A 22,610-nucleotide genomic window follows, 5' to 3' on the forward strand; every position below is an offset into this window, starting at 1 on the left:
GACCGCAACGGGTGAGGGGCCCCCGACGCTGTGTTTACAGCGCGGCGGCGATGCGGTCGCCGACTTCGGCGGTACGCAGCGGCGCGCCCGTCGTGCGGGACGCGACCTCGGCCGCGACCGCCTCGGATACTCGGCGGGCCTCGTCGTGGTGGCCCAGGTGCTCGAGCAGCAGCGAAGCGGAGAGGATGGCGGCCGCCGGGTCGGCGATGCCCTGACCGGCGATGTCGGGCGCCGAGCCGTGCACCGGCTCGAACGTCGACGGGAACTTGCGCTCCGGGTTGACGGAGCCGCTGGCCGCCATGCCGATGCCGCCGGTAACGGCAGCGGCGATGTCGGTGAGGATGTCACCGAAGAGGTTGTCGGTCACGACCACGTCGTACCGCTGGGGGTTGCTGACCATGAACATGCTGGCCGCGTCAATGTGCTGGTATTCCGTGGTGACCTCGGGGAATTCGGCCGCGACGGCGGCGAAGGTGCGCGCCCACAGGCCGCCGGCCTTGGTCAGCACGTTCGTCTTGTGCACCATCGTGAGGTGACGGCGGTCGCGGCGCTGGGCCCGGCCGAAGGCGTCGCGGATGACCCGCTCGACGCCGTGGCGGGTGTTCAGGCTCTCTTCCGTCGCGATCTCGGCCGGGGTGTCCTTGTGCAGCACCCCGCCGGCGCCGACGTACAGGCCCTCGACGCCCTCGCGCACCACGACCATGTCGATCTCGCCGGGCTTGACGCCGGCCAGCGGGCTGGTGGTGCCGGGCCAGAGCTTGGACGGGCGCAGGTTCACGTACTGGTCGAAGTCGAACCGCAGCTTGAGCAGCAGGCCCCGCTCGAGGACGCCGGGCGGGACGCTCGGGTCGCCGATGGCGCCGAGCAGGATGGCGTCGTGGCGGGCCAGCTCTTCCTGAATGGCCGAGGGCAGCACCTCGCCGGTGCGGTTGTAGAAGCGGGCGCCGAGGTCGTAGTCGTTGAACTCCGTATTCGGGAGGACCGCCTCGATCACCTTCTGAGCCTGAGCGGTCACCTCGGTACCGATGCCGTCGCCGGCCACCACCGCGATCCGCGCCACGCTCACGTCCTGCTCCTTCGGTTGAGGTCTGCCGGGCCTCAGGCTAGCGCGCAAGTCCCGATCTTCGGTACGACGGTCCCACCTACTGAACCCATCCAACCATCCCGCCCGCCACCCTAAACCGGACTGAAGGCCAGATTCGGCTCGGCGGAAACGAACAACCCCCGACCGCGGCAAACGGTTCGGGGGTTGCTGCGACGAGTACGCGTGGATTGGCCTCGCCAATGTCGCCCGGCGCAGGCGAGCGCATCACCCGAAGACGAGCCCGCCGGCGGGTCGCGCGGCGGACACAACGCTAGCGATGCGGACTAAAGACGCGCAAGACACATCCCCCGCGTGTCGGCGCGGATGTTCCGGCTCACATGGCACCATGCGCCGGTGAGTTTCGACCTCGTGGTGTGGGCCATGGACAAGCCGGACCTGCCGGACGCCGTACGGGCCGCCAACGCGCGATGCGCGCGCGGTGAGCACCCGCAGCGCCCGGCCGATCCGCGCGTCGTCGCCTTCTACGACGCCCTGACCAGTGAGTATCCCGATCGCGGCCCGCGCGCCTCGGCGCCCGGCTCGCCCTGGGCGCACCCGCCGCTGCACGCCGCGGCCGACCACATCCAGATGCGGCTCGACGAGAACTGCCCGGACGAGGTGCTGGAGACGATCGAGCGGCTGGCCGCCGAGCTCAACCTCGACCTGCTCGACCTGCAGGACGGCACGGTCTACCCGCCGCCGGTCAGGGCCCGCTGACCCGCAGATCGGCGATGCTGCCGCGCTCCGCGCCGATCGCGGCGGCCACCGTGGTGAGCAGGTCGGCGCCGACCGACGAGTCGACGGTCAGCGTCATCAGCGCCTCGCCGCCGGCCTCGCGCCGGGCCACCTGCATGGCGGCGATGTTGACCCCGGCCTCGCCCAGCAGGGTGCCGATCGCGCCGACGATGCCGGGCCGGTCGCTGTACCGGAAGAACAGCAGCACACCGTCGGCGTTGAGGTCGAGGTCGAAGTCGTCGAGGCCGGTCAGCTTGGCCGTCTCGCGGGTGCCGTGCACGGCCAGGGTGCCGGCCACGCTCACCGACCGGCCGTCGGGCAGCGCCCCGCGCACGGTCACCAGGTCGTGGTCGAGGGGCTCGTCGCTGGTCACCAGTTCGACCTCGACCCCGCGGTCGGCCGCCAGCTGAGGGGCATTGACGTACGTCACCCGCTCGTCCACCACGGCGGCGAACAGCCCCTTCATCGCGGCCAGCCGCAGCACGCCCAGTTCGTGCGACACGATCTCGCCCCGCACCTCGACTGTGACGGTCGCCGCCACGTGCCCGGCCACCGCGGTGAAGACCTTGCCCAGCTTCTCGGCCAGGGTCAGCAGCGGGCGCACGTCCTCGTCGACCACGCCGCCGGCCTGCACGTTGACCGCGTCCGGCACGAATTCGCCGTCCAGCGCGAGCTTGACGCTGCGGGCCACCGAGAGCCCGGCCTTGTCCTGCGCCTCGGCCGTCGACGCGCCCAGGTGCGGCGTCACCACCACGTTGTCCAGGCCGAACAGGGGCGACTCGGTGGTCGGCTCGGTGACGAACACGTCCAGCCCGGCGCCGGCCACCCGGCCCTCGAGCAAGGCGGTGGCCAGCGCGTCCTCGTCGATCAGCCCGCCGCGGGCCGCGTTGACGATGCGCACACCCGGCCGGACCAGCCCCAGTTCCTTCTCGCCGATCAAACCCACCGTTTCCGGCGTACGCGGAAGGTGCACCGAGATGAAATCGGACTCCCGCAGCAACTCGTCCAGGCCGACCAGGCGTACGCCCAATTGAGCGGCCCGAGCGGGCTGCACGTACGGGTCGTACGCGATCAGGCGCGTGCCGAAGGCCGCCATCCGCTGCGCGAACAGCACGCCGATGCGGCCCAGCCCGACCACCCCGACCGTCTTGCCCTGCACCTCGACGCCGACGAACCGCGACCGCTGCCATCGCCCGCCCTTGAGCGAGGCCGTGGCCGTCGCGGTGTGCCGGGCCACCGCCAGCAGCAGCGCGATCGCCTGCTCGGCGGCCGACACGATGTTGCTGGTCGGCGCGTTGACCACCAGGACGCCACGGGCGGTCGCGGCGGCGATGTCGACGTTGTCCAGCCCCACCCCGGCCCGGGCCACCACCCGCAGCCCGGCGCCGGCCGCGAGCACTTCGGCGTCGACCTGGGTGGCGCTGCGCACGATCAGCGCGTCGGCCCCGGCCACCGCGGCCAGCAGGGCCGGGCGATCGGTGCCGTCGACCTGGCGGACGTCGTAGTCGCCGGCGAGAACGTCGATGGCGGACGGGGCTAGTTCCTCGGCGATCAGGACGACAGACGGCACGCGGCACCCTCCCGGGGGATCGCTACAGATCGATGCGATCGTAAATGGCCCCGGGAGGCGCCGTCACTAGCTCAGCGTGTTGGGATCGTCGCCCGGTTGATGGGTGGCGCGGGCGGCTGACCGGCCAGGGCCAGGCCGTCGGGCTGGCGGAAGCTGAGCGCCTCGGCGTCCAGCGCGTCGTACAGCAGGTCGAGGTCGAGCGTGCCGACCGGCGGGTAGACCCGCTCGCGCGGCGGTTCCTGACCGACCTCGAGCGCACCCTGCTCGACCATGAACTCGACGATCGCCTGCCGCACGGCCGGCAGCGTCACCGGCGAGTGGTACAGGACGTTGAGGGCCTGCATCCGCATGCCCTGCACGTGTTCCTCGCCCTTGTTGTCGTGGAAGTGCGGGTTGCGGGTCTCGATCTGCAGCACCGGCACCGAGCTGGCCATCACCTCGGGGTCGGTGCTCTCGAGGACGCCGCCGAACTGCTCGAACAGGTCCATGAACTCGTACGGCTCGACCGCGAAGCCACCGGCCAGGCGCAGCTTGAGACCGAGGTCGAGGGTCATGGCGTGCTCGCCCGCGTTGCCGGTGGCGATCACCTCGGTGCCGAAGTCGGAGTACTCCGCCAGGAAGCGGTTGAGCCATTCGTTGGTGATCTGCGAGCTGCGGCCCTTGCGGCTGAAGAAGAGCCGGTTGTCGCGCAGCTTGGGCTTCGAGTGCCACGAGATGCGGACCATCGAGTACGGCGAGTCGGCCAGGTGCAGCCCGGCCGCGTAGACCTTGCAGTACTCGTGGACCGAGCCGGGCACGTAGTTGTCGGCGTCGACGTAGCCGATGTAGCGGCGGCCGGTCATCGCGGCCAGCGCCATGCCGAGCAGCATGGCCTCGCCCTTGCCGTTGCGGATCAGGCCGTCGTCGTCGAGCAGCTCGGGCAGGCCGGCCGCCTTCATGGCCGCGGCCACCCCGGGGTCTTTCTGGTGGACCGTGATCGCGGAGCGACCGGCCAGCCGGCAGAACTGCTCGACGGTCTGCGCCTCGATCTCGTACCGGTCGACCGGGGCACGGTCGCTGTTCGAGACCAGAACGATGAGGCAATCGTGCGGAATTCCCGAGAGAACACCCTCGATGACGGTCCGTGTCTCATTCATGCACGGAACGACAATGACCATTTGTGATTCGACGGCGTGCAGTGCCTCGGCCGGCACCACCCGGCTGCCGGCCCCCGCCGACAGCCCCGAGTCCAGCTCGATGACCCGCTGGAGCTCGTGAATCCGAACCGCACCGAAGCGCTCGCTCCGGAAAGAATCAGCCAGTCGCATCGCCCGAAGATACCCGCCGCGGGCCGGCTTCAAGAGTCCGAACAGCACACATTTCAGTGTCGGAATCGTCGCAGGTAAATGGCACGTAACGCCGATGTTTCCAAATAGCACTCAGCCCGCTTTCCGGCCCCATTTCGGAGCAGGAAAGCGGGCTGAGGATAAATCAGGCAGTTTCAGTGATCGGGCGGTCGACCCAGCTCATCATGTCGCGCAGCTTGCGGCCGGTGACCTCGATCGGGTGCTGGGCGCCCTGCTCGCGGTACTTCTTGAGCAGCGGGCCGCCGTTGTCGTCGTCCTCGATCAGCTGGCGGGTGAACTCGCCGGACTGGATGTCGGCCAGGATCCGCTTCATCTCGGCCTTGGTCTCGGCGTTGATGACCCGCGGGCCGCTGACGTAGTCGCCGAACTCGGCCGTGTCCGACACGCTGTAACGCATGCGGGAGATGCCGCCCTCGTACATGAGGTCGACGATCAGCTTGAGCTCGTGCAGGCACTCGAAGTACGCGATCTCGGGGGCGTAGCCGGCCTCGGTGAGCACCTCGAAGCCGGTCTGCACGAGCGCCGCGGTGCCGCCGCAGAGCACGGCCTGCTCGCCGAACAGGTCGGTCTCGGTCTCTTCCTTGAAGGTCGTCTTGATGACGCCGGCCCGGGCGCCACCGATCGCCTTCGCGTACGAGAGGGCCAGCGCGAGGCCCTCGCCGGTCGGGTCCTGCTCGACCGCGACCAGGCACGGGACGCCCTTGCCGTCCACGTACTGGCGGCGCACCAGGTGACCCGGGCCCTTCGGCGCCACCATGGCGACGGTCACGTCGGCCGGGGGCTTGATGAGCTCGAACCGGATGTTCAGGCCGTGGCCGAAGAAGAGCGCCTTGCCCGCCGACAGGTTGGGCGCGATCGACTCGGTGTAGATCTTGCGCTGCGCGGTGTCCGGCGCCAGCAGCATGATCACGTCGGCCCAGGCCGACGCCTCGGCCGGGGTCTTGACCTCGAGGCCCTGCTCCTCGGCCTTGGCCCGGCTCTTCGAGCCCTCCTTGAGGCCCACGACCACCTCGACGCCCGAGTCACGCAGCGACAGCGAGTGCGCGTGGCCCTGGCTGCCGTACCCGATCACGGCGACCTTCTTGCCCTGGATGATGCTCAGGTCGGCGTCGTCGTCGTAGAAAACTTCCGCGGTCATTTCTTTCCTTTAACTAGGCGGCGCGGAGCGCCGGGCCGGTCGTGATGGAGCGGGAACCGCGGCCGATGGCCACCAGGCCCGACTGGACCATCTCTTTGATGCCGTACGGCTCGAGGTCGCGCAGCAGCGCATCAAGTTTGTCGGGGTTACCCGTCGCCTCGATCGTGAGGGTGTCCGGAGCGACGTCGATCACCTTCGCCCGGAACAGCTCGACCGTCTCGAGCACCTGGCTGCGCTGCGCGCGATCGGCACGCACCTTGACCAGCAGGAGCTCGCGCTGAACCGACTGCTGCGGGTCCAGCTCGACGATCTTGAGGACGTTCACCAGCTTGTTGAGCTGCTTGGTCACCTGCTCCAGGGGTGAGGAGTCGGCGTTGACCACGATCGTGATGCGGGAGACGTCCGGGTTCTCCGTCTCGCCCACCGCCAGCGAATCGATGTTGAAGCTGCGCCGCGAGAACAGGCCCGACACCCGGGCGAGGACACCCGGCTTGTTCTCGACCAGCACGGACAAGGTGTGCTTGTTCATGATCAGAGGTCGTCCTCTTCGAAGGTGGGACGGACGTCCCGGGCGAACATGATCTCGTCGTTGCTGGTGCCGGCCGCGACCATGGGCCACACCATGGCGTCCTTGCCGACAGTGAAGTCGATGACCACCGGGGCGTCGTTGATCTCCATCGCCTGCTTGATGATCTTGTCGACGTCGTCCTTGGACTCGCAGCGCAGCCCGATGCAGCCCAGCGCCTCGGCCAGCTTCACGAAGTCGGGGATGCGGTGCTTGTGCGTGCCCAGCTCGGTGTTGGAGTAGCGGCCCTCGTAGAACAGGGTCTGCCACTGCCGGACCATGCCCAGGTTGCCGTTGTTGATGACGGCGATCTTGACCGGGATGCCCTCGAGGGCGCAGGTGGCCAGCTCCTGGTTGGTCATCTGGAAGCAGCCGTCGCCGTCGATCGCCCAGACCGGGGTGTCCGGCCGGCCGACCTTGGCCCCCATCGCGGCCGGGACGGCGTAGCCCATGGTTCCGGCGCCGCCCGAGTTCAGCCAGGTGCCCGGCTTCTCGTACTTGATGAACTGCGAGGCCCACATCTGGTGCTGGCCCACGCCCGCGACGTAGATCGCCTCGGGGCCGACCAGCTCGCCGATCCGCTCGATCACGTACTGCGGGGCCAGGGTGCCGTCGGTCGGCTCCTCGTAGCCCAGCGGGTAGCGCTCGCGCAGCTCGTTCAGCGTGGCCCACCACGGCTCGTACTTGCCGGCGCCCTCGGCCGAGGCCGACACGGCGGCGATCAGCTCGTCGATGACGTGCCGGGCGTCGCCCACGATCGGGACGTCGGCGTGCCGGTTCTTGCCGATCTCGGCCGGGTCGATGTCGGCGTGCACGACCTTGGCGTCCGGCGCGAACGAGTCGAGCTTGCCGGTGACCCGGTCGTCGAAGCGCGCGCCCAGCGTGATCAGCAGGTCGGACTTCTGCAGCGCGTAGACCGCCGGGACCGTGCCGTGCATGCCGGGCATGCCCAGGTGCTGCGGGTGCGAGTCGGGGAACGCGCCCAGCGCCATCAGCGTGGTGATGACCGGGATGCCGGTCATCTCGGCCAGCTTCTTCAGCCCGTCGGTGGCGCCGGCCTTGAGCACGCCGCCGCCCACGTAGAGCACCGGGCGCTTGGCCGCGGCGATCAGCCGGGCCGCCTCGCGGATCTGCTTGCCGTGCGGGTGCAGGGTCGGGCGGTAGCCGGGCAGGTCGAGCGTGGGCGGCCAGGTGAAGGTGGTCTGCGCCTGCAGCACGTCCTTCGGCACGTCGACCAGCACCGGGCCCGGGCGGCCGGAAAGGGCCAGGTGGAAGGCTTCGGCCAGGATCCGCGGCAGCTCCTCGGGCGTCTGCACCAGGAAGTTGTGCTTGGTGATGGGCAGCGTGATGCCCTGGATGTCGGCTTCCTGGAAGGCGTCGGTGCCGATCGCGGGCCGGGCCACCTGGCCGGTGATCGCGACGATCGGCACCGAGTCCATGTAGGCGTCGGCGATCGGCGTCACCAGGTTGGTCGCGCCCGGGCCGCTGGTGGCGATGCACACGCCGACCTTGCCGGTGGCCTGCGCGTAGCCGGTGGCGGCGTGCCCCGCGCCCTGCTCGTGGCGGACCAGGATGTGCCGCACCTTGGAGTCGTACAGGGGGTCGTAGGCGGGCAGGATGGCACCGCCCGGGATGCCGAACGCGACCTCGACCCCGAGCGCCTCGAGCGACCGCACGAGCGCACCGGCGCCCGAGGTGGGAACCGGGGAGGCTACGGCCGGGGCCGTGGTGGCGGCCGCCGCGACAGTGGCCGGGTTGGCTCGGTGGGCGAGAGTCTCAGGAGTGGGTCTCGTCATGGCACTTCATACCTTTACGGGTTGGGCGAACCAGTACTTGAGCAACAAAAAAGGCCCTCGTGCCAAACAGCACGGGACCTAGCGCACTCGGGCTGGCCTCAGACCAGCGGGAGTGCGCTCAGATAAGTACTCGGGACGCGAAGCACATGCTGCCCACCTTGCCCGATCCCAGGCGGTGAGTCAACTGATCCCACATTTTGATCACTCGACTCCCTCCCCCGTGGGAGCGACGAAGCCCGGATCGCTCGGCAACAGGGCCCTGAGCTGCCTCATACCCGGCCCGAGCATCACCACCTGGCTGCGCGGAGCGGCGTCGGCGGGCGGGGCCGAACGCGGCGCGGGCACCGGACGGGAGCCGCCCTGGCGCAGGGTTCGCAGCTGCGCCTCGAGGTGTTCGGCGGGCACGCCCCAGCCGAACAGCGAGCCCTGCCCGAGCCGGCAGCCCGCCTCTTCGACGGCGGCCCGCTGGGCCGGTGTGCCGATGCCCTCGGCCAGCACCTCGAGACCGAGCCGGTGCCCCATCCGCACGACGACATCGACCAGCGGGGCGGCCATGCCCGTACGGGACTCGGGCTCGGCCACCAGGGCATGGTCGATCTTGAGAATGTCGACCGGGAGCGTACGCAGCTGACCGAGCGAGGAGTAGCCGGCGCCGAAGTCGTCGAGCGCGATCCGCACGCCGGTGGCCCGCAGCTCGGCCAGGCGGCTGATCAGCTCTTCCATGTCGGTGGCGACGGCGTGCTCGGTCACCTCGAGCACCAGCCGCTGGGGCGGGACGCCGTGCCGTTCGAGCACGTCGGCGACCTGACCCGCGTAGTCGGCGGCGTGCAGCTCCTTGGGCGACAGGTTGACCGAGACCCAGACGTCGTGGCCGCGGGAGAGCCATTCGGCGAGCTGGATGGTGGCCTGTTCGAGCACCCACGAGCCGATCCGGTTGATCAGCCCCGATTCCTCGGCGACCGGGATGAACTCGTCCGGCCGGACCGCGCCCAGCGTGGGATGGGTCCAGCGCAGCAGCGCCTCGGCCCCGACCGGCCGCATGGAGGGCAGCGCCACCACCGGCTGGAAGACCAGGCGCAGCTGCTCACGGTCGATCGCGTGGCGCAGCTCGGCCTCGAGCGTGCCCCGGCGGCGCAGCAGCTCGTCGTACCGCTGCTGATAGCGCTCGACCCGGTTCTTGCCGCGCTGTTTGGCGTAGCGCAGGGCCAGGTCGGCGTCGCGGATGATGTCGCCCGTGTCGGCCGGGTCGGGGCCCGTGTAGGCCACGCCGAGGCTGGCCGAGAGGAAGATCGAACCCCCGTCGGCCTCGTACGGTTCACCCAGCACAGCCAGCAGCCGGTGCGCGGTGAGCATGGCCTCGTCGGCCGTGCCGCGCATCAGGATGGCGAACTCGTCGCCGCCGAGCCGCGCGGCGACGTCGCCGTCGAGCAGGTTGCGCCGCAGGCGCTCGCCCACCTCTTTGAGCACCGTGTCCCCGACGTCGTGGCCGCGCATGTCGTTGACCGTCTTGAACCCGTCGAGATCGATGCCGACCAGCACCCTCGACTCGGCGCCCTCGCGCAGCGCCCGCTGCAGGCCGCGGCGGTTGGCCAGCCCGGTCAGCGGGTCGGTGTGCGCCAGCTCGCGGTAGTGCGCCTCGCGGGAACGCAGCTCCAGCGTGTAGCGCCGGACGTCACGCAGGGCCAGGTATTGCCGGCCGACCAGGGCGAAGCCTTCGACGGCGGCGCCCAGGAAGCCGTACACGTCGAAGTCGCCGCCCCGAGCCAGGTGGTAGCCGGCCGCGACGACCATGGCCACCATCGGGACCACCGCGTAGCCGGTGCTGCGCTCGGTGACGTCGCCCACCACCGTCACCGGCCGGTCGGCCACCTTGACCGCCCGCGCGATGACGAACAGGCCGGTCGGCAGCAGCAGCGCCCCGAACAGGACGGCGCCGTCATTGTCCTGGCAGATGCCGCCGGCCAGCGCGACGGCGGCGGCCGAGACGAGAGTCACCCCGCCGGCCGCCCGTACGGTGGTCAGGCGCGGCCGGTGCGCATGGAGCGCCAGCACGACGGTGAGGCCGAGCGAGATCACCGCCAGGCCGGTCGGCACCAGCACCGACGGGCAGGCCATCGGGGTGGCGTCGCCCAGCAGGCGGGTCGGCTCGGCCAGCAGCACCGAGCCCACGAACCAGATCGCCGCCGCGATGACCAGACCGTCCAGCAGGTGCCGGAGGGCGGCGCCGGGGTTCTCGGCCGCGCCGGGCAGCATGGCCGTGCCGACAAGCAGGATCAGGCTGCCGATGGCGGTGCCGGCGGCGACCGCGGTGCCCAGCCCCATGCGCGGCGGCTCGGCCGTGGTGATCAGCACACTCAGCATGCCGGCCAGGGCGGCCCCGGTGGCGATCGCACCGCCGGCCGCGAGCACGAGGTAGGCCCGGCGGGCCGCGCCGGTGTGCCGGCGGCCGGAGTTGCCCAGCACGGCGACGGCGGGGACCGCGATCAGGAGGCCCGCGAGCGCTGCCAGCTCCACGCCGGACGGTGATTGCACGGGAACACTCTGCCTGATGCCGATCTATTTAACGAGCCCCCTCGTCCCGCCTTCTGGACGCAATTGGCGGTCCTTACCTCCGGCGGTGGCACACTGAGGGGATGCCTGACCTGCGTTCCCGGACCTCGACCCACGGTCGGACCATGGCCGGCGCGCGTGCCCTGTGGCGCGCCACCGGGATGACCGACAACGACTTCGGCAAGCCCATCGTGGCGATCGCCAACAGCTATACGCAGTTCGTACCGGGTCATGTGCACCTCAAGGACCTCGGCGGCCTGGTCGCCGACTCGATCGCCGAGGCCGGCGGCGTCGGGCGCGAGTTCAACACGATCGCGGTCGACGACGGCATCGCCATGGGCCACGGCGGCATGCTCTACTCGCTGCCCAGCCGCGAGCTGATCGCCGACGCGGTCGAGTACATGGTGAACGCGCACTGCGCCGACGCCCTGGTCTGCATCTCGAACTGCGACAAGATCACCCCGGGCATGCTGATCGCCGCCCTGCGGCTCAACATCCCCACGGTGTTCGTCTCGGGCGGCCCCATGGAGGCCGGCAAGACGGTCGCCATCGAGGGCATCGTGCACGAGAAGCTCGACCTGGTCGACGCCATGAGCGCGAGCGCCAACGAGAACGTGACCGACGCCCAGCTCGACACCATCGAGCGCTCGGCCTGCCCCACGTGCGGCTCCTGCTCCGGCATGTTCACCGCCAACTCGATGAACTGCCTCACCGAGGCGATCGGGCTGGCCCTGCCGGGCAACGGCTCGACGCTGGCCACCCACGCCTCCCGCAAGGCGCTGTTCGAGAAGGCCGGCGAGCTGATCGTCGGCATCGCCAAGCAGTACTACGAGAACAACGACGAGTCGGTGCTGCCGCGCAACATCGCCAGCCGGGACGCGTTCGAGAACGCGGTCGCGCTCGACGTGGCCATGGGCGGCTCGACCAACACCGTGCTGCACCTGCTGGCCGCCGCGCGCGAGGCCGGGCTCGACTTCAGCGTGGCCGACATCGACGCGATCTCGCGCCGGGTGCCCTGCCTGTCGAAGGTCGCCCCGAACAGCCCGAAGTACCACATGGAGGACGTGCACCGGGCCGGTGGCATCCCGGCCCTGCTGGGCGAGCTGCACCGCGGCGGCGCGCTGAAGACGAACGTGCGCTCGGTGCACTCCCCCGACCTCGAGTCGTGGCTGGGCGAGTGGGACATCCGCGGCGGCTCACCGTCCGAGGCGGCCCTCGAGCTGTTCCACGCGGCGCCCGGCGGCGTGCGCACCACCCAGCCGTTCTCGACCGAGAACCGGTGGGCGACGCTCGACACCGACGGCGAGAAGGGCTGCATCCGCTCGGTCGACCACGCCTACACGGTCGACGGCGGCCTGGCCATCCTCTTCGGCAACCTGGCCCCGGACGGCTGCGTGGTCAAGACGGCCGGCGTGGACGAGTCGATCTGGAAGTTCACCGGCCCCGCCCGCGTCTTCGAGTCGCAGGACGCGGCGGTCGACGGCATCCTCGGCAAAGAGGTCGTCGAGGGCGACGTGGTGGTCATCCGCTACGAGGGCCCCAAGGGCGGCCCCGGCATGCAAGAGATGCTGTACCCGACGAGCTTCCTCAAGGGCCGCGGGCTGGGCAAGGCGTGCGCGCTGATCACCGACGGCCGCTTCTCGGGCGGCACCAGCGGGCTCTCCATCGGCCACGTCTCGCCCGAGGCGGCCGCGGGCGGGCTGATCGCGCTGGTCCAGACGGGCGACGAGATCACCATCGACATTCCCGGCCGCGGCATCACGCTCAACGTCAGCGACGAGGAACTGGCCCAGCGCCGGCACGAGGAGGAGCGGCGGGCCAAGCCGTTCACCCCGGTCGACCGCCAGCGCCCGGTGTCGGCGGCCCTGCGCGCGTACGCGTCGATGGCCACCAGCGCCAGCGACGGCGCCTACCGCCGCGTTCCCGACTAGGCCGTACTGCGAAAAGGCCGCGCACCCGTCGGGTGTGCGGCCTTTTTGATCTTTCCCGGAGGGCAACTTTTCGATGGGGATGGTCGTTGGCCGATAGGTGAGCACGCCCAGTCCCGACCGCCGCGGCACGATGAAAGTGCTGGCCGGCCTCATGCTCGGCATGTTCCTGGCCGCGCTCGACCAGACCATCGTCACCGCGGCCATCCGCACGATCGGCGACGACCTGCACGGGCTCAGCGTGCAGGCCTGGGTGACCACGGCCTACCTGATCACGGCGACCATCTCGACCCCGCTCTACGGCAAGCTCTCCGACATCTACGGCCGGAAGAAGTTCTTTCTGGCGGCCATCACGATCTTTCTGATGGGCTCGGCCGCCTGCACGTTCGCCGGGTCGATGTACCAGCTGGCGGCCTTCCGAGCGGTGCAGGGGCTGGGCGCGGGCGGGCTGTTCTCGCTCGCGCTGGCCATCGTGGGCGACCTCGTGCCGCCCCGCGAACAGGCCCGCTACCAAGGGTTCTTCCTGGCCGTGTTCGGGTCGGCCAGCGTCGTCGGGCCGGTGGTGGGCGGCTTCCTGGCCGGGGCCGACGAGATCCTGGGCATCGCCGGCTGGCGCTGGGTCTTCCTGGTCAACGTGCCGATCGGGGCGGTCGCGCTGGTCGTGGTGGCGCGGGTGCTGCACGTGCAGCACAACCGGCGCGAGCACCGGATCGACTGGTGGGGCGCGGTCGCGATCTGCCTGTGCCTGGGGCCGCTGCTGACGGTGGCCGAGCAAGGGCGTACGTGGGGATGGGGTTCGCCGGGGTCGGTCGTCTGCTACGTCGTAGGTGCGATCGGGCTGGTGCTGTTCCTGCTGGCCGAGGCGCGCATGGGAGCCGAGGCGCTGATCCCGCTGCGCTTCTTCCGCAACCGCACCTTCGCGCTGACCGCGAGCGGCGGGTTCGTCGTCGGCATGGGGATGTTCGGCGGGCTGGCCCTGCTGCCGTTGTATCTGCAGATCGTGCGCGGGGCGACGCCGACCGAGTCGGGGCTGCAACTGCTGCCGATGACGGCGGGAATCATGGTGGGCTCCCTCGCGTCCGGGCAGACCATCAGCCGTACGGGAAAATACCGGCTCTTCCCGGCGGTCGGGGTGGCGCTGATGATGTGCGGGCTGCTGTTGCTGCACACCACCGGGGTCGAGACGCCGTACTGGCAGACCGGCGTCCACATGGGAGTCTTCGGCCTCGGGCTGGGTTTCGTGCTGCAGCCGGTCACGCTCGCGGTGCAGAACGCCATGCCGTCGTCCGAGATCGGCGTGGCCACCGCATCGTCCACGTTCTTCCGGCAGATGGGCGCCACGGCCGGGACGGCGATCTTCCTGTCGATCCTGTTCGCCACCGTGGGAGATAAGATCGCCGCCGCGTTCCGGGAGGACACCGCCTTTCAGCGGGCGCTCAAGGACCCGGCCGTCGTCGCCGACCCGGCGAACCGGCCGCTGCTCTCGTTCTCGGGATCGGGGGCGGCTCTGGACGACACGTCGTTCCTCGAGCGGGTGAACCCGGCCCTGGCTCACCCCTTCAAGGCCGGTTTCTCGGACACGGTGAACGCTGTGCTTCTCGTGGCCGCCGGGATCCTGCTGCTGGCCTTCATCCTGTTCGTCTTCCTGCCGCACGTGCCCCTGCGTACCGCCGCCGCCTCCGCTTCGCCGCCTTCCTCACCACCGTCCTCGCCGCCTTCCTCGCCGCCTTCTTCACCGCCTTCCTCGCCGCTTTCTTCACCGCCTTCCTCGCCGCTTTCTTCACCGCCTTCCTCGCCGCTTTCCGAACACGCTCTCGCCCGTGCCTCCTCGCTCGCCGATCTCGACGCCGATCTCGCCCGGCTCTTCGACACCGGGCCCAGCCTTGAACGGACGCCCACAATGGACACTGCTCAGCTGACCGACGAACCCGACACGACCACGGCCGGGCCGGGCGAGGCTATCGTCCGCGGCCGCATCGACGGTCCGGGCGGGCTGCCGCTGCCCGGCGCCACCCTGACGATCACCGACTTCGGCGGTCAGCAGCTGGCCCGCGCGGTGACCGGCGACGACGGCACCTACCGGATGGTGCTGCACGCCGGCGGCTCGTTCCTGCTGATCTGCGCGGCCGACCGCCACCAGCCGGCCGCCGCCGTGATCAACGTGGCCGCGGGCGAGATCCGCCGGGTGCTGTCACTGGCCGGCGCCGGCCAGATCACCGGCCGGGTCACCGACCGCGCCGGCCGCGGCCTGCCCGGCGCGACGCTGACCCTGACCGACCCACGCGGCGAGGTGGTCGCCACCACCACGGCCGGCGCCGACGGTCGCTACCAGGTGCCCGGCCTGGACGGCCCCGAGTACACACTGACGGCGACGGCCCCGCACGCCCGCCCGGCCTCGCGCACGGTCTCCCCCAACGAGCCCGGCCCGGTCGACCTGGCCCTGGCCGTCGGCGGCGTCCTCACCGGCAACGTACGGGCGGCCGGCTCCGGCCACCCCATCCCCGAGGCGTCGGTGGTAGCCGTCGACCGAACCGGCCGCGTCGCCGGCGCCGCCACCACCGACCACGAGGGACGCTACGAACTGCGAGACCTGCCTCCGGGCGTCTACACGGTCGCCGCGAGCGGCCACGCTCCCGTAGCCACCCGAGTCGAACTGACCGGCGACCACGCCGCCCACGACATCACCCTGGGCACCCCGGCCGCCGCCTCGGCCCTGCACTGAGGGCTTGCCGCCGCTCACTCCGATGCCGATGCTGGGTGCCATGTTCGAACGGGTAGCGCCGATCATTCCGGTGGGGGATCTGGACGTGGCCCTGGAGCGGTACCGCCGGCTCGGGTTCACCGTCCGGGCCTACGGCGGGGCGGAGCGCTACGGCTTCGTGGACCGCGATGACGTGTCACTGTACCTGACCGAATGGGCCGACCACGACCCGGCCCACACGGCGGCGTCGGTCTACCTGTACGTGTCAGACGCCGACGCCGTCCACGACGAGTGGGCCGGGATCGCCGAGGGGCGGCTGGGCGCACCCCGCGATACGCCGTGGGGTCTGCGCGAATTCACCTACGTGGACCCGGACGGCACGCTTCACCGCCTGGGTTCGCCGCTGACCCGCTAGCCACTCCCGGCGCCGGGTCGCGAGGGCATCGGAAAGTCGCGCGCGAGCAAGGCGTAGAGGGCAACGTCGCGGGGCCCGTCCGGGAAGGGCGCGGCCTCGCGCAGGACGCCCTCAAGGGTGAAGCCGAGGCGTTCGGCCAGGCGGCGGCTGCGGTCGTTGGTGGTCAGGGTGCGCATCTCGGCGCGGTGCAGGTTCAGGTCGCCGAAGGCGTGGGCGAGCACGGCGGTCAGCGCGCGTGTGACGTAGCCCCGGCCCTCGGCGGCGGCGTCGATCCAGAAGCCGGCCTCGGCACTGCGGGTGAAGGCGTCGATGGTCAGGTTCACGGTGCCGACCAGGCGGTGGCCGCCGTCGGCCGGGACGCCGATGGCCAGCGGCAGCCGGGTGCCGTCGAGCCAGGCCTGGCCGGACCGTTCCAGGGCGGCCCGGGTGGCTTCGAGGGTGGGCTCTTGCGGGCTCGGCGACCACTGAGCCAGCCGAGCGTGGTTGGCCGCGACGAGCGCGTGGTAGGCGTCGGCGATCGCCGTGGTCCTGGGAATCAGCACCAGGTCGTCCGCGACAACCCACACGAACCGAGCAGTGGTGACGTCCGACATGGACGGCATCATAGGCTCGCATTTCGATCTTGACCCGTCGCCGCCGCCCATCCCTAACCCCCACCCGCCTCGGGGAACGGTGGTGAGGTTACGCCGGTGTCAAGACGTCAGGAGGCGGTTGTCCACAGGTGAACACGGGAGCCCTATGGCACGTATCCACAGATGGACACGAAAGCCCTGCGGCACTATCCACAGGTGGACACGGGAGCCCCTGCGGCACGTATCCGCAGGTCGCCGGGGTCCGGGGTTTCGAGCGCCACCATTTACGCACGCGCCTGGGTGGGGTGAGCGTTCTGGACGCGCCAGCGGCCAGCTCACCCCGCCCAGGCACCTCGGCGGGAGCGACGGTCTGTACCCACCACCCCGCTACGACATCAAGCTCTTGACCTTCAGTTCTTTGCGACGGGCGAAGCCGCGATGTCGTTGACGCAGCGGAGGACCGGGCGGCTGGTCAGGGCGGCCGGGTCGAGCGCCTGCTCCGAGTGGACGGTGAACGTCACCGAGTCGCCGGGTAGGACTGTCACGGCGGCGCGGTCGGTTTCGGCTTCGGGGTCGAGGCGGTCGGGGAACAGGGTCAGCGAGCGGAGCAGCGTCGTAGCGCGGACTGTCACTCGGTGGACGTCGCCGTCGTGTGCGACCTCGGTGGTGTAGTCGGCGGCGGGCCACGGGATGTCTTTGTCGAGCGACCAGAACCACGTCACGCCGGTGTCGGTGGTCAGGAACTCGGTGGTGGGGTCGCCGGGCGTGGACAGCTCTTCGGGCAAGGCCAGCGTCGCGTTCTCGCCGGGGGCGATCGTCGCGGTCAGCTCGGCCGACGCCAGGATCCGGCCGGTCAGGTCGCGGCGGGTCACGGTGGTGGCCAACTGCCATTCCGTACGGCTGTCGTTGGCGGCCACCAAGGCCGGTGCCCCCTGTGGCGGCACCACCGCGCCGGGCTCGATCTCGGTGAGCGGGCCGTCGGCTTCCAAGGGCGAGCCCGTACGGGGTTGGAACGTCAGCAATCGGTCGGCGTAGGCGTCCCGCATGGTGTGCCACAGCGGTTTCTTGCGCCCGTCGCCGTCGACCGCCGCCCATGAGGTGACCGGCCAGCAGTCGTTGAGCTGCCACATGATCGTGCCTTGGCAGAGCGGGCGCAGCGACCGGAAGTGCTCGATGCCGAAGGCCACCGCGCGGGCCTGGTTGAGCTGGGTCAGGAAGTGCCAGTCGTCGAAGTCGCGCGGTTCGGGCAGGTGGTTGGCCAGGCCCCGCTCGAGCTTCTGGTCGCCGCCGATGGCCTTCTGGTGGTGGGCCATGCCGGGCGAGTCAGGGGCCAGGTGCTCGTCCGAGATGGAGCGGCGCAGGGTCGCGTACGTGGGTGGGGCCTGGAAGCCGAACTCGGAGACGAACCGGGGGCGGTACGCGGCGTATTTGGTGTAGTCGTCGGTGTTCCAGACGTCCCAGATGTGGGTGGTGCCGTACACCGGGTCGTTCGGGTAGCGGTCGGGCGTGCCCGAGTACGGGCTGCCGGGCCAGTACGGCCGGGTCGGGTCGAGCTCGGTCACGATCCGGGGCAGCAGGTCGTAGTAGAAGCCGGAACCCCAGGTGCGGCCGTTCAGCTCGGGCTTCCAGCCCCAGTCCTCGTACCCCCACAGGTTTTCGTTGTTGCCGGTCCACACGACCAGGCTGGGGTGCGACGCCAGCCGTACGACGTTGTAGCGCGCCTCGGCCTCGATCTCGGAGCGGAACGGCTCTTCCTCGGGGTACGCGGCGCAGGCGAACAGGAAGTCCTGCCCGACCAGGAAGCCCATCTCGTCGGCCAGGTCGTAGAAGTCGAATGACTCGTACCGGCCGCCGCCCCAGATGCGCAGGTAGTTGACGTTGGCGTCGGCCGCCTGCCGGAACCGGGCGGCCAGGCGGTCGCGGGTGACCCGGTCGGCGAAGACGTCGTCGGGGATCCAGTTGATGCCGCGGACGAAGACCGGCACGTCGTTGACGATCACGGTGTAGCCGTCGCCGGCGGTGTCGATCCGGACGCTGCGGAAGCCGATCTTGCGACTCCAGGTGTCCAGGGTGGTGCCGTCGGCCGCGGCCAGTGTCACGTCGAGGTCGTAGCGGGCCTGGTCGCCGAAGCCGCGCGGCCACCACCGGTCGGGGTCGTCGATGGTGAGGATGAGCAGCGCTTCGATGCCGTCGACGGTGGCCTGGGCGCGGCGGCCGGCCACCTCGGCCGTGATGATCACCGGCTCGTCGGCGGCGCGGTCCAGGCGTACGCGTAATTCGACCCGGCCCGTGCCGCGATCCACCGTCACCTGCGGGCGGACCTCGGCCAGCCGGGCCACCGACCACGTCTCGAGCCCGATCGGCTGCCAGATGCCGGCCGTGACCAGTGTCGGCCCCCAGTCCCAGCCGAAGTTGCAGGCCTGCTTGCGGATGAAGTTGAACGGCTCCGGATACGCGTTGGGGCGGTTGCCCAGCCGTTGCTGCTGTCCTTCGGCGTACGCGTAGGCGCTCCTGAACTTGATCTTGAGTTCGTTGGAGCCGTCGCGCAGCAGCGAGCCGACGTCGAAGCGGTAGCCCCGGTGCATGTTGGCCGTCTCGCCGACGACCGAGCCGTTCAGCTCGATCTCGGCGACGGTGTCGAGCCCGGCACAGACGAGGTCGGTGCGAGAGCCCGGCGTGGCGGTGAAGGTGGTCTCGTACTCCCAATCGGTGCGCCCTATCCAGGCGAGCTTGGTCTCGTTCTCATCCAGGTACGGGTCCTCGATGCGACCGGCCCGCAGCAGGTCGGTGTGCACACACCCGGGCACGACGGCCGGCAGGCGGCTGATGTCGGACCCCGAGACGGTCCAGCCCTCGTGGAGCGGTTGGTACGAGTTCACGGTTCTCCTTCATCGCCACGCCGGTCCCCGGTCAGGACTTCACAGCGCCTTCCATGATCCCCCGCACGATCTGCCGCCCGCCGATCAACAGCAGGACGATCAGCGGAACGGTCGCGATGAACGCGCCCGCCAGCACCCGCCGGTAGATCACGTAGTTGCCGCTGGCCAGGTCGGACAGGGCCACCATCGAGGTCGGGTAGTCGGTGCCGTTGAGCTGGATGAGCGGCCACTGGAAGTCGTTCCACGCCATGACGAAAGTAAGCAGGCCGAGGACTGCCAAGGCGGGCCGGATCGCCGGCAGCACGATGTTCCAGTAGACCCGCAGGGTCAGCGCGCCGTCGATGCGGGCCGACTCGACCAGCTCGTCGGGCACCGCGTGCGCGATGAACTGGCGCATGTAGAAGACGCCGAACGCGCTGACCAGCCCGGGTGCGATGACCGCGAGCAGGGTGTTGTTCCAGCCCAGCTTGCCCATCACGATGTAGAGCGCCACGATGCCGAGCTGGTTGGGCACGGTCAGGGTCAGGATGACCACGACCATCAGCGCGTTGCGGCCCTTGAAGCGCAGCTTGGCGAAGGCGAACCCGGCCAGCGAGCAGAAGAACAGCGTCGCCGCCGTGATGATGCCTGAGACCAGAACGCTGTTGATCAGCGACGCCGCGAAGTACACCTCGTTGAGGGTGAAGACCTCTTGCGCGTTGACCAGGAACTGAGCGCCGGGGAGCAGGGCGGGCGGCGAGGCGGCGACCGCGTCGTCGGTGCTCGTCGAGATCACGAACATCCAGTACACCGGGAAGGCCGAGAAAAGCAGGACGAGCGTCAGACCCAGGTACGTCGTCCAGGTGCCGCGGGTGTCCTGCGGGGCTCGATTCACGTATGTGCTCATCGGCCACCTCCGAGGCGCCGGGTCGCGGCGAAGTTGATCCCGGCCACGACCAGGATGATCAGGAACAGGGCCCAGGACATCGACGCGGCGTACCCGAGGTCGAGGTCCTTCCAGCCGACCTTGTAGATCAGCTGCGCGATGGTCTGGAACTGGCCGTCCGAGCCGCCGCTGGCCGACTGCGGATTCTCGTCGAACATCATGGGCTCGTTGAACAGCTGCAGCCCCCCGATGGTCGACAGGATCACGGTGAACAGCACGACCGGCTGGATCATGGGCACGGTGATCGACCACAACTGCTTCCACGGCGAGGCGCCGTCGACGGCCGCCGCCTCGTACACGTCCTTGGGGATCGACTGCATCGCCGACAGGTAGAGCAGGGCGTTGTAGCCGATCCACTTCCAGTTGACCATCGTGGCGATGGCGATCCAGGCGCTCCACTTCTGCGCCCGCCAGTCGAGCGGGGTCTCCTGCCCGAAGCCGACCAGCGACAGGAACCAGTTGGCCAGGCCGTTGTCGCGGGCGAAGAAGATCGCGAAGACCAGGGTCGAGGCGACGACCGGGGTCAGGTACGGCAGCAGGATGCCGATCCGCCAGAACGTGGTGGCGCGCAGCTTGCGGTTGAGCAGGTTGGCGATGATCAGCGCGGCCAGCAGCTGCGGCACGGTCGAGAGGATGAAGATGCCGAACGTGTTGCCCAGCGCGTTCCAGAAGTCCTCGTCGGTGAGCAGCCGCTCGAAGTTGGCGAAGCCGGCCCAGCCGTCCAGCGAGCGGTCGTCCAGCCGCCAGGTGCGCAGGGCCACGATGCCGTTGAAGATCAGCGGGAAGACGCCGAAGATCGCGAAGAGGATGAAGAAGGGGGAGATGAAGACGTACGGGATGGTCTTGATGTCGAACCGGTAGAGCCAGTGCTTGGTCTTGCCGGGCGGGGGCGGCGGGGCGGAATGCCGGGCCGCCGGCCGCAGATCGGTGAGGGACACGGCCACTCCTAAAGGAAGGCGGGGCGGCCCACGACCGCCCCGCCATCGGGACTACTTAGCGGTCTTGGCGACCTTCTCGGCCTGCTTGACCGCCTCGGGCCAGGCCGCGTCCGACTTGAGGCCGCCCTGCTGCACGCGGGTGATCACGTTCTCGACGGCGACCCGGGTCGGGCCGTTCTTCTTGCCCAGGTACTGCGGCTTCAGGCTCTCCGCGGTGGCCGCGAAGATCTGGCCGGTGGGCGCGTTGCTCATGAATTCCTTCTTGTAGTCGAGCACCGCCGGGTCCTTGTAGAGGGCGGGCTGCGACGGCAGGTTGCCGACGGTCTTGAAGACCTCGATCTGCTGCTCGGGCTGGACCATCCACTTCACGAAGTCGGCCGCGGCGTCGATGTTCTTGCCCTGCGACGGGATGGTCCACCAGGAACCGCCCCAGTTGCCGCCGCCGCCGGGAATCGCGGCGATGTCCCACTTGCCCTTCTGGTTGGGCGCCGTGTCCTGGATGTGGCCGAGCATCCAGGCCGGGCAGGCCAGCACGGCGAACTGGTCCTTCTTGAAGCCCTGGTCCCAGTTGGGCTGGAAGCTGGCCAGGTTGGCCGAGATGCCGGCGTCGATGGCCTTCATGCTGACGTCGAACGCGACCTTCGGGCCGCCGTCCATCTGCAGGTTCTCCTGCTCGTCGTAGAAGCCGACGGGCTGCTGGGCGAGCACCGGGTTGAACAGGTTGGTGCCGGAGTCGACGAACTTCTTGCCGGTCTTCTTGGTGTACTCCTGGCCGACCTTGATGAAGTCGTCCCAGTTGGTCCACAGCTTCGAGACGGCGTCGCGGTCCTTGGGCAGGCCGGCCTTCTCGAACAGGTCGCTGCGGTAGCACATGGCCAGGCCGCCGACGTCGGTGCCGAGGCCGATCTGCTTGCCGTCGGCCGACATCGAGGCCTTCCACTTCCAGTCCAGGTACTTCGACTGGAAGTCGGCGCCGCCCTTGTCGAGCAGGTTGACGAACTTGTCGGCCTGGTTGCGGAACTGGACGATGAAGCCCTCGTCGACCGCCGAGATGTCGGGCGCGCCCGAGCCGGCCACCAGCTTCTTCTGCAGGTCCTCGTGCTGCGCGTTGAACTCGCCCGAGTTCAGCGCGATCTTGATGTTCGGGTGGTCCTTCTCGTATTTGGCCTTGAGCGCATCCAGGCCCATGTCGCCCCAGAAGTTGACCTTCAGGGTGATCTGCTCGCCGCTCGCGCCGTTGCTCGCGTCGTCGTTGCCCTCGAGGCTCTGCCCGCTGCAGCCCGCGATCAAAAGGGTGGCCGCCACACCGGCAAGGCCCGCCCGCACAGTCCGTCTCATAACGCGCCTCCACGGCGGAGAGAATTTACTGAACCGGATAAGTTGTGGAGACGCTATGACGGGGGTCCATGACTGTCAATACCGTGTTACGGGGTTGATCTGTCATCGTTGTCAGTACAGGTAAAGCTGG

The 22,610-nt window shown here is 69.8% G+C and carries 16 protein-coding genes; 4 read left to right on the forward strand and 12 right to left on the reverse strand.

Annotated elements, in window-relative coordinates; translation table 11 throughout:
• Nucleotides 1–34: 34 nt before the first annotated feature.
• On the reverse strand, nt 35–1,066 hold the full coding sequence (locus OWR29_RS20555) for a 3-isopropylmalate dehydrogenase (RefSeq protein ID WP_267564592.1): 1,032 nt from the start codon (nt 1,064–1,066) through the stop codon (nt 35–37).
• 399 nt (nt 1,067–1,465) lie between these two features.
• Between OWR29_RS20555 and OWR29_RS20560 the strand changes: the two genes are divergently transcribed.
• Nucleotides 1,466–1,801, forward strand: a complete 336-nt coding sequence (locus OWR29_RS20560) for a hypothetical protein (protein ID WP_438872640.1) — start codon at nt 1,466–1,468, stop codon at nt 1,799–1,801.
• Here OWR29_RS20560 and serA read toward each other — a convergent pair.
• The 6 genes from serA to OWR29_RS20590 form a co-directional block, all read right to left on the reverse strand.
• Nucleotides 1,788–3,389, reverse strand: a complete 1,602-nt coding sequence (serA, locus tag OWR29_RS20565; RefSeq protein ID WP_267564595.1) for a phosphoglycerate dehydrogenase — start codon at nt 3,387–3,389, stop codon at nt 1,788–1,790. The two genes, OWR29_RS20560 and serA, sit on opposite strands and share 14 nt — an antisense overlap.
• Before the next feature lie 71 nt (nt 3,390–3,460).
• Nucleotides 3,461–4,696: a mannosyl-3-phosphoglycerate synthase gene (gene mpgS, locus OWR29_RS20570; RefSeq protein ID WP_267564596.1), complete on the reverse strand. Its 1,236-nt coding sequence runs from the start codon at nt 4,694–4,696 to the stop codon at nt 3,461–3,463.
• A 163-nt stretch (nt 4,697–4,859) separates the two neighbouring features.
• Nucleotides 4,860–5,873, reverse strand: coding sequence for a ketol-acid reductoisomerase (gene ilvC, locus OWR29_RS20575; protein WP_267564597.1), 1,014 nt, complete (start codon nt 5,871–5,873; stop codon nt 4,860–4,862).
• A 13-nt stretch (nt 5,874–5,886) separates the two neighbouring features.
• The gene (gene ilvN / locus OWR29_RS20580) at nt 5,887–6,402 is read right to left on the reverse strand and encodes an acetolactate synthase small subunit (RefSeq protein ID WP_030436185.1); all 516 of its coding nucleotides are present in this window, start codon (nt 6,400–6,402) and stop codon (nt 5,887–5,889) included.
• Between the two features lie 2 nt (nt 6,403–6,404).
• Nucleotides 6,405–8,234, reverse strand: coding sequence for an acetolactate synthase large subunit (locus tag OWR29_RS20585; RefSeq protein WP_267564599.1), 1,830 nt, complete (start codon nt 8,232–8,234; stop codon nt 6,405–6,407).
• 201 nt (nt 8,235–8,435) lie between these two features.
• The gene (locus tag OWR29_RS20590) at nt 8,436–10,766 is read right to left on the reverse strand and encodes a putative bifunctional diguanylate cyclase/phosphodiesterase (protein ID WP_438872628.1); all 2,331 of its coding nucleotides are present in this window, start codon (nt 10,764–10,766) and stop codon (nt 8,436–8,438) included.
• A gap of 101 nt (nt 10,767–10,867) precedes the next feature.
• On the opposite strand from OWR29_RS20590, the gene ilvD reads away from it, so the two are divergent.
• The 3 genes from ilvD (at nt 10,868) to OWR29_RS20605 (ending at nt 15,828) form a co-directional block, all read left to right on the forward strand.
• Complete coding sequence (gene ilvD / locus OWR29_RS20595) at nt 10,868–12,715, forward strand: dihydroxy-acid dehydratase (RefSeq protein WP_267564600.1); 1,848 nt, start codon at nt 10,868–10,870, stop codon at nt 12,713–12,715.
• 97 nt (nt 12,716–12,812) lie between these two features.
• Nucleotides 12,813–15,434, forward strand: coding sequence for an MFS transporter (locus OWR29_RS20600; RefSeq protein WP_267564601.1), 2,622 nt, complete (start codon nt 12,813–12,815; stop codon nt 15,432–15,434).
• A 40-nt stretch (nt 15,435–15,474) separates the two neighbouring features.
• A complete protein-coding gene (locus OWR29_RS20605) occupies nt 15,475–15,828 on the forward strand; it encodes a bleomycin resistance protein (RefSeq protein WP_267564602.1) in 354 nt (117 codons plus the stop codon).
• On the opposite strand, the gene OWR29_RS20610 is transcribed toward OWR29_RS20605, so the two are convergent.
• From OWR29_RS20610 to OWR29_RS20630, 5 genes are all read right to left on the reverse strand, one after another.
• Complete coding sequence (locus OWR29_RS20610) at nt 15,825–16,421, reverse strand: GNAT family N-acetyltransferase (protein ID WP_267564603.1); 597 nt, start codon at nt 16,419–16,421, stop codon at nt 15,825–15,827. The two genes, OWR29_RS20605 and OWR29_RS20610, sit on opposite strands and share 4 nt — an antisense overlap.
• A gap of 389 nt (nt 16,422–16,810) precedes the next feature.
• Nucleotides 16,811–19,279: a glycoside hydrolase family 2 protein gene (locus tag OWR29_RS20615; RefSeq protein WP_267564604.1), complete on the reverse strand. Its 2,469-nt coding sequence runs from the start codon at nt 19,277–19,279 to the stop codon at nt 16,811–16,813.
• Between the two features lie 31 nt (nt 19,280–19,310).
• Complete coding sequence (locus OWR29_RS20620) at nt 19,311–20,165, reverse strand: carbohydrate ABC transporter permease (RefSeq protein WP_267564605.1); 855 nt, start codon at nt 20,163–20,165, stop codon at nt 19,311–19,313.
• Nucleotides 20,162–21,142: a carbohydrate ABC transporter permease gene (locus OWR29_RS20625; RefSeq protein ID WP_267564606.1), complete on the reverse strand. Its 981-nt coding sequence runs from the start codon at nt 21,140–21,142 to the stop codon at nt 20,162–20,164. Before OWR29_RS20625 ends, OWR29_RS20620 begins: the two co-directional genes overlap by 4 nt.
• Nucleotides 21,143–21,193: 51 nt before the next feature.
• Nucleotides 21,194–22,480, reverse strand: coding sequence for an ABC transporter substrate-binding protein (locus tag OWR29_RS20630; protein ID WP_267564607.1), 1,287 nt, complete (start codon nt 22,478–22,480; stop codon nt 21,194–21,196).
• Nucleotides 22,481–22,610: the final 130 nt, after the last annotated feature.

This window comes from Paractinoplanes pyxinae, assembly GCF_026626335.1.
Lineage (GTDB): Bacteria > Actinomycetota > Actinomycetes > Mycobacteriales > Micromonosporaceae > Actinoplanes > Actinoplanes pyxinae.

Coding starts and splice junctions, on each gene's coding strand:
- OWR29_RS20630 (WP_267564607.1), bottom strand. CDS start 22,480: ATGAGACGGACTGTGCGGGCGGGCCTTGCCGGTGTGGCGGCCACCCTT.
- OWR29_RS20610 (WP_267564603.1), bottom strand. CDS start 16,421: ATGTCGGACGTCACCACTGCTCGGTTCGTGTGGGTTGTCGCGGACGAC.
- ilvN (WP_030436185.1), bottom strand. CDS start 6,402: ATGAACAAGCACACCTTGTCCGTGCTGGTCGAGAACAAGCCGGGTGTC.
- OWR29_RS20605 (WP_267564602.1), top strand. CDS start 15,475: ATGTTCGAACGGGTAGCGCCGATCATTCCGGTGGGGGATCTGGACGTG.
- OWR29_RS20560 (WP_438872640.1), top strand. CDS start 1,466: ATGGACAAGCCGGACCTGCCGGACGCCGTACGGGCCGCCAACGCGCGA.
- OWR29_RS20620 (WP_267564605.1), bottom strand. CDS start 20,165: ATGAGCACATACGTGAATCGAGCCCCGCAGGACACCCGCGGCACCTGG.
- ilvD (WP_267564600.1), top strand. CDS start 10,868: ATGCCTGACCTGCGTTCCCGGACCTCGACCCACGGTCGGACCATGGCC.
- OWR29_RS20585 (WP_267564599.1), bottom strand. CDS start 8,234: ATGACGAGACCCACTCCTGAGACTCTCGCCCACCGAGCCAACCCGGCC.
- ilvC (WP_267564597.1), bottom strand. CDS start 5,873: ATGACCGCGGAAGTTTTCTACGACGACGACGCCGACCTGAGCATCATC.
- mpgS (WP_267564596.1), bottom strand. CDS start 4,696: ATGCGACTGGCTGATTCTTTCCGGAGCGAGCGCTTCGGTGCGGTTCGG.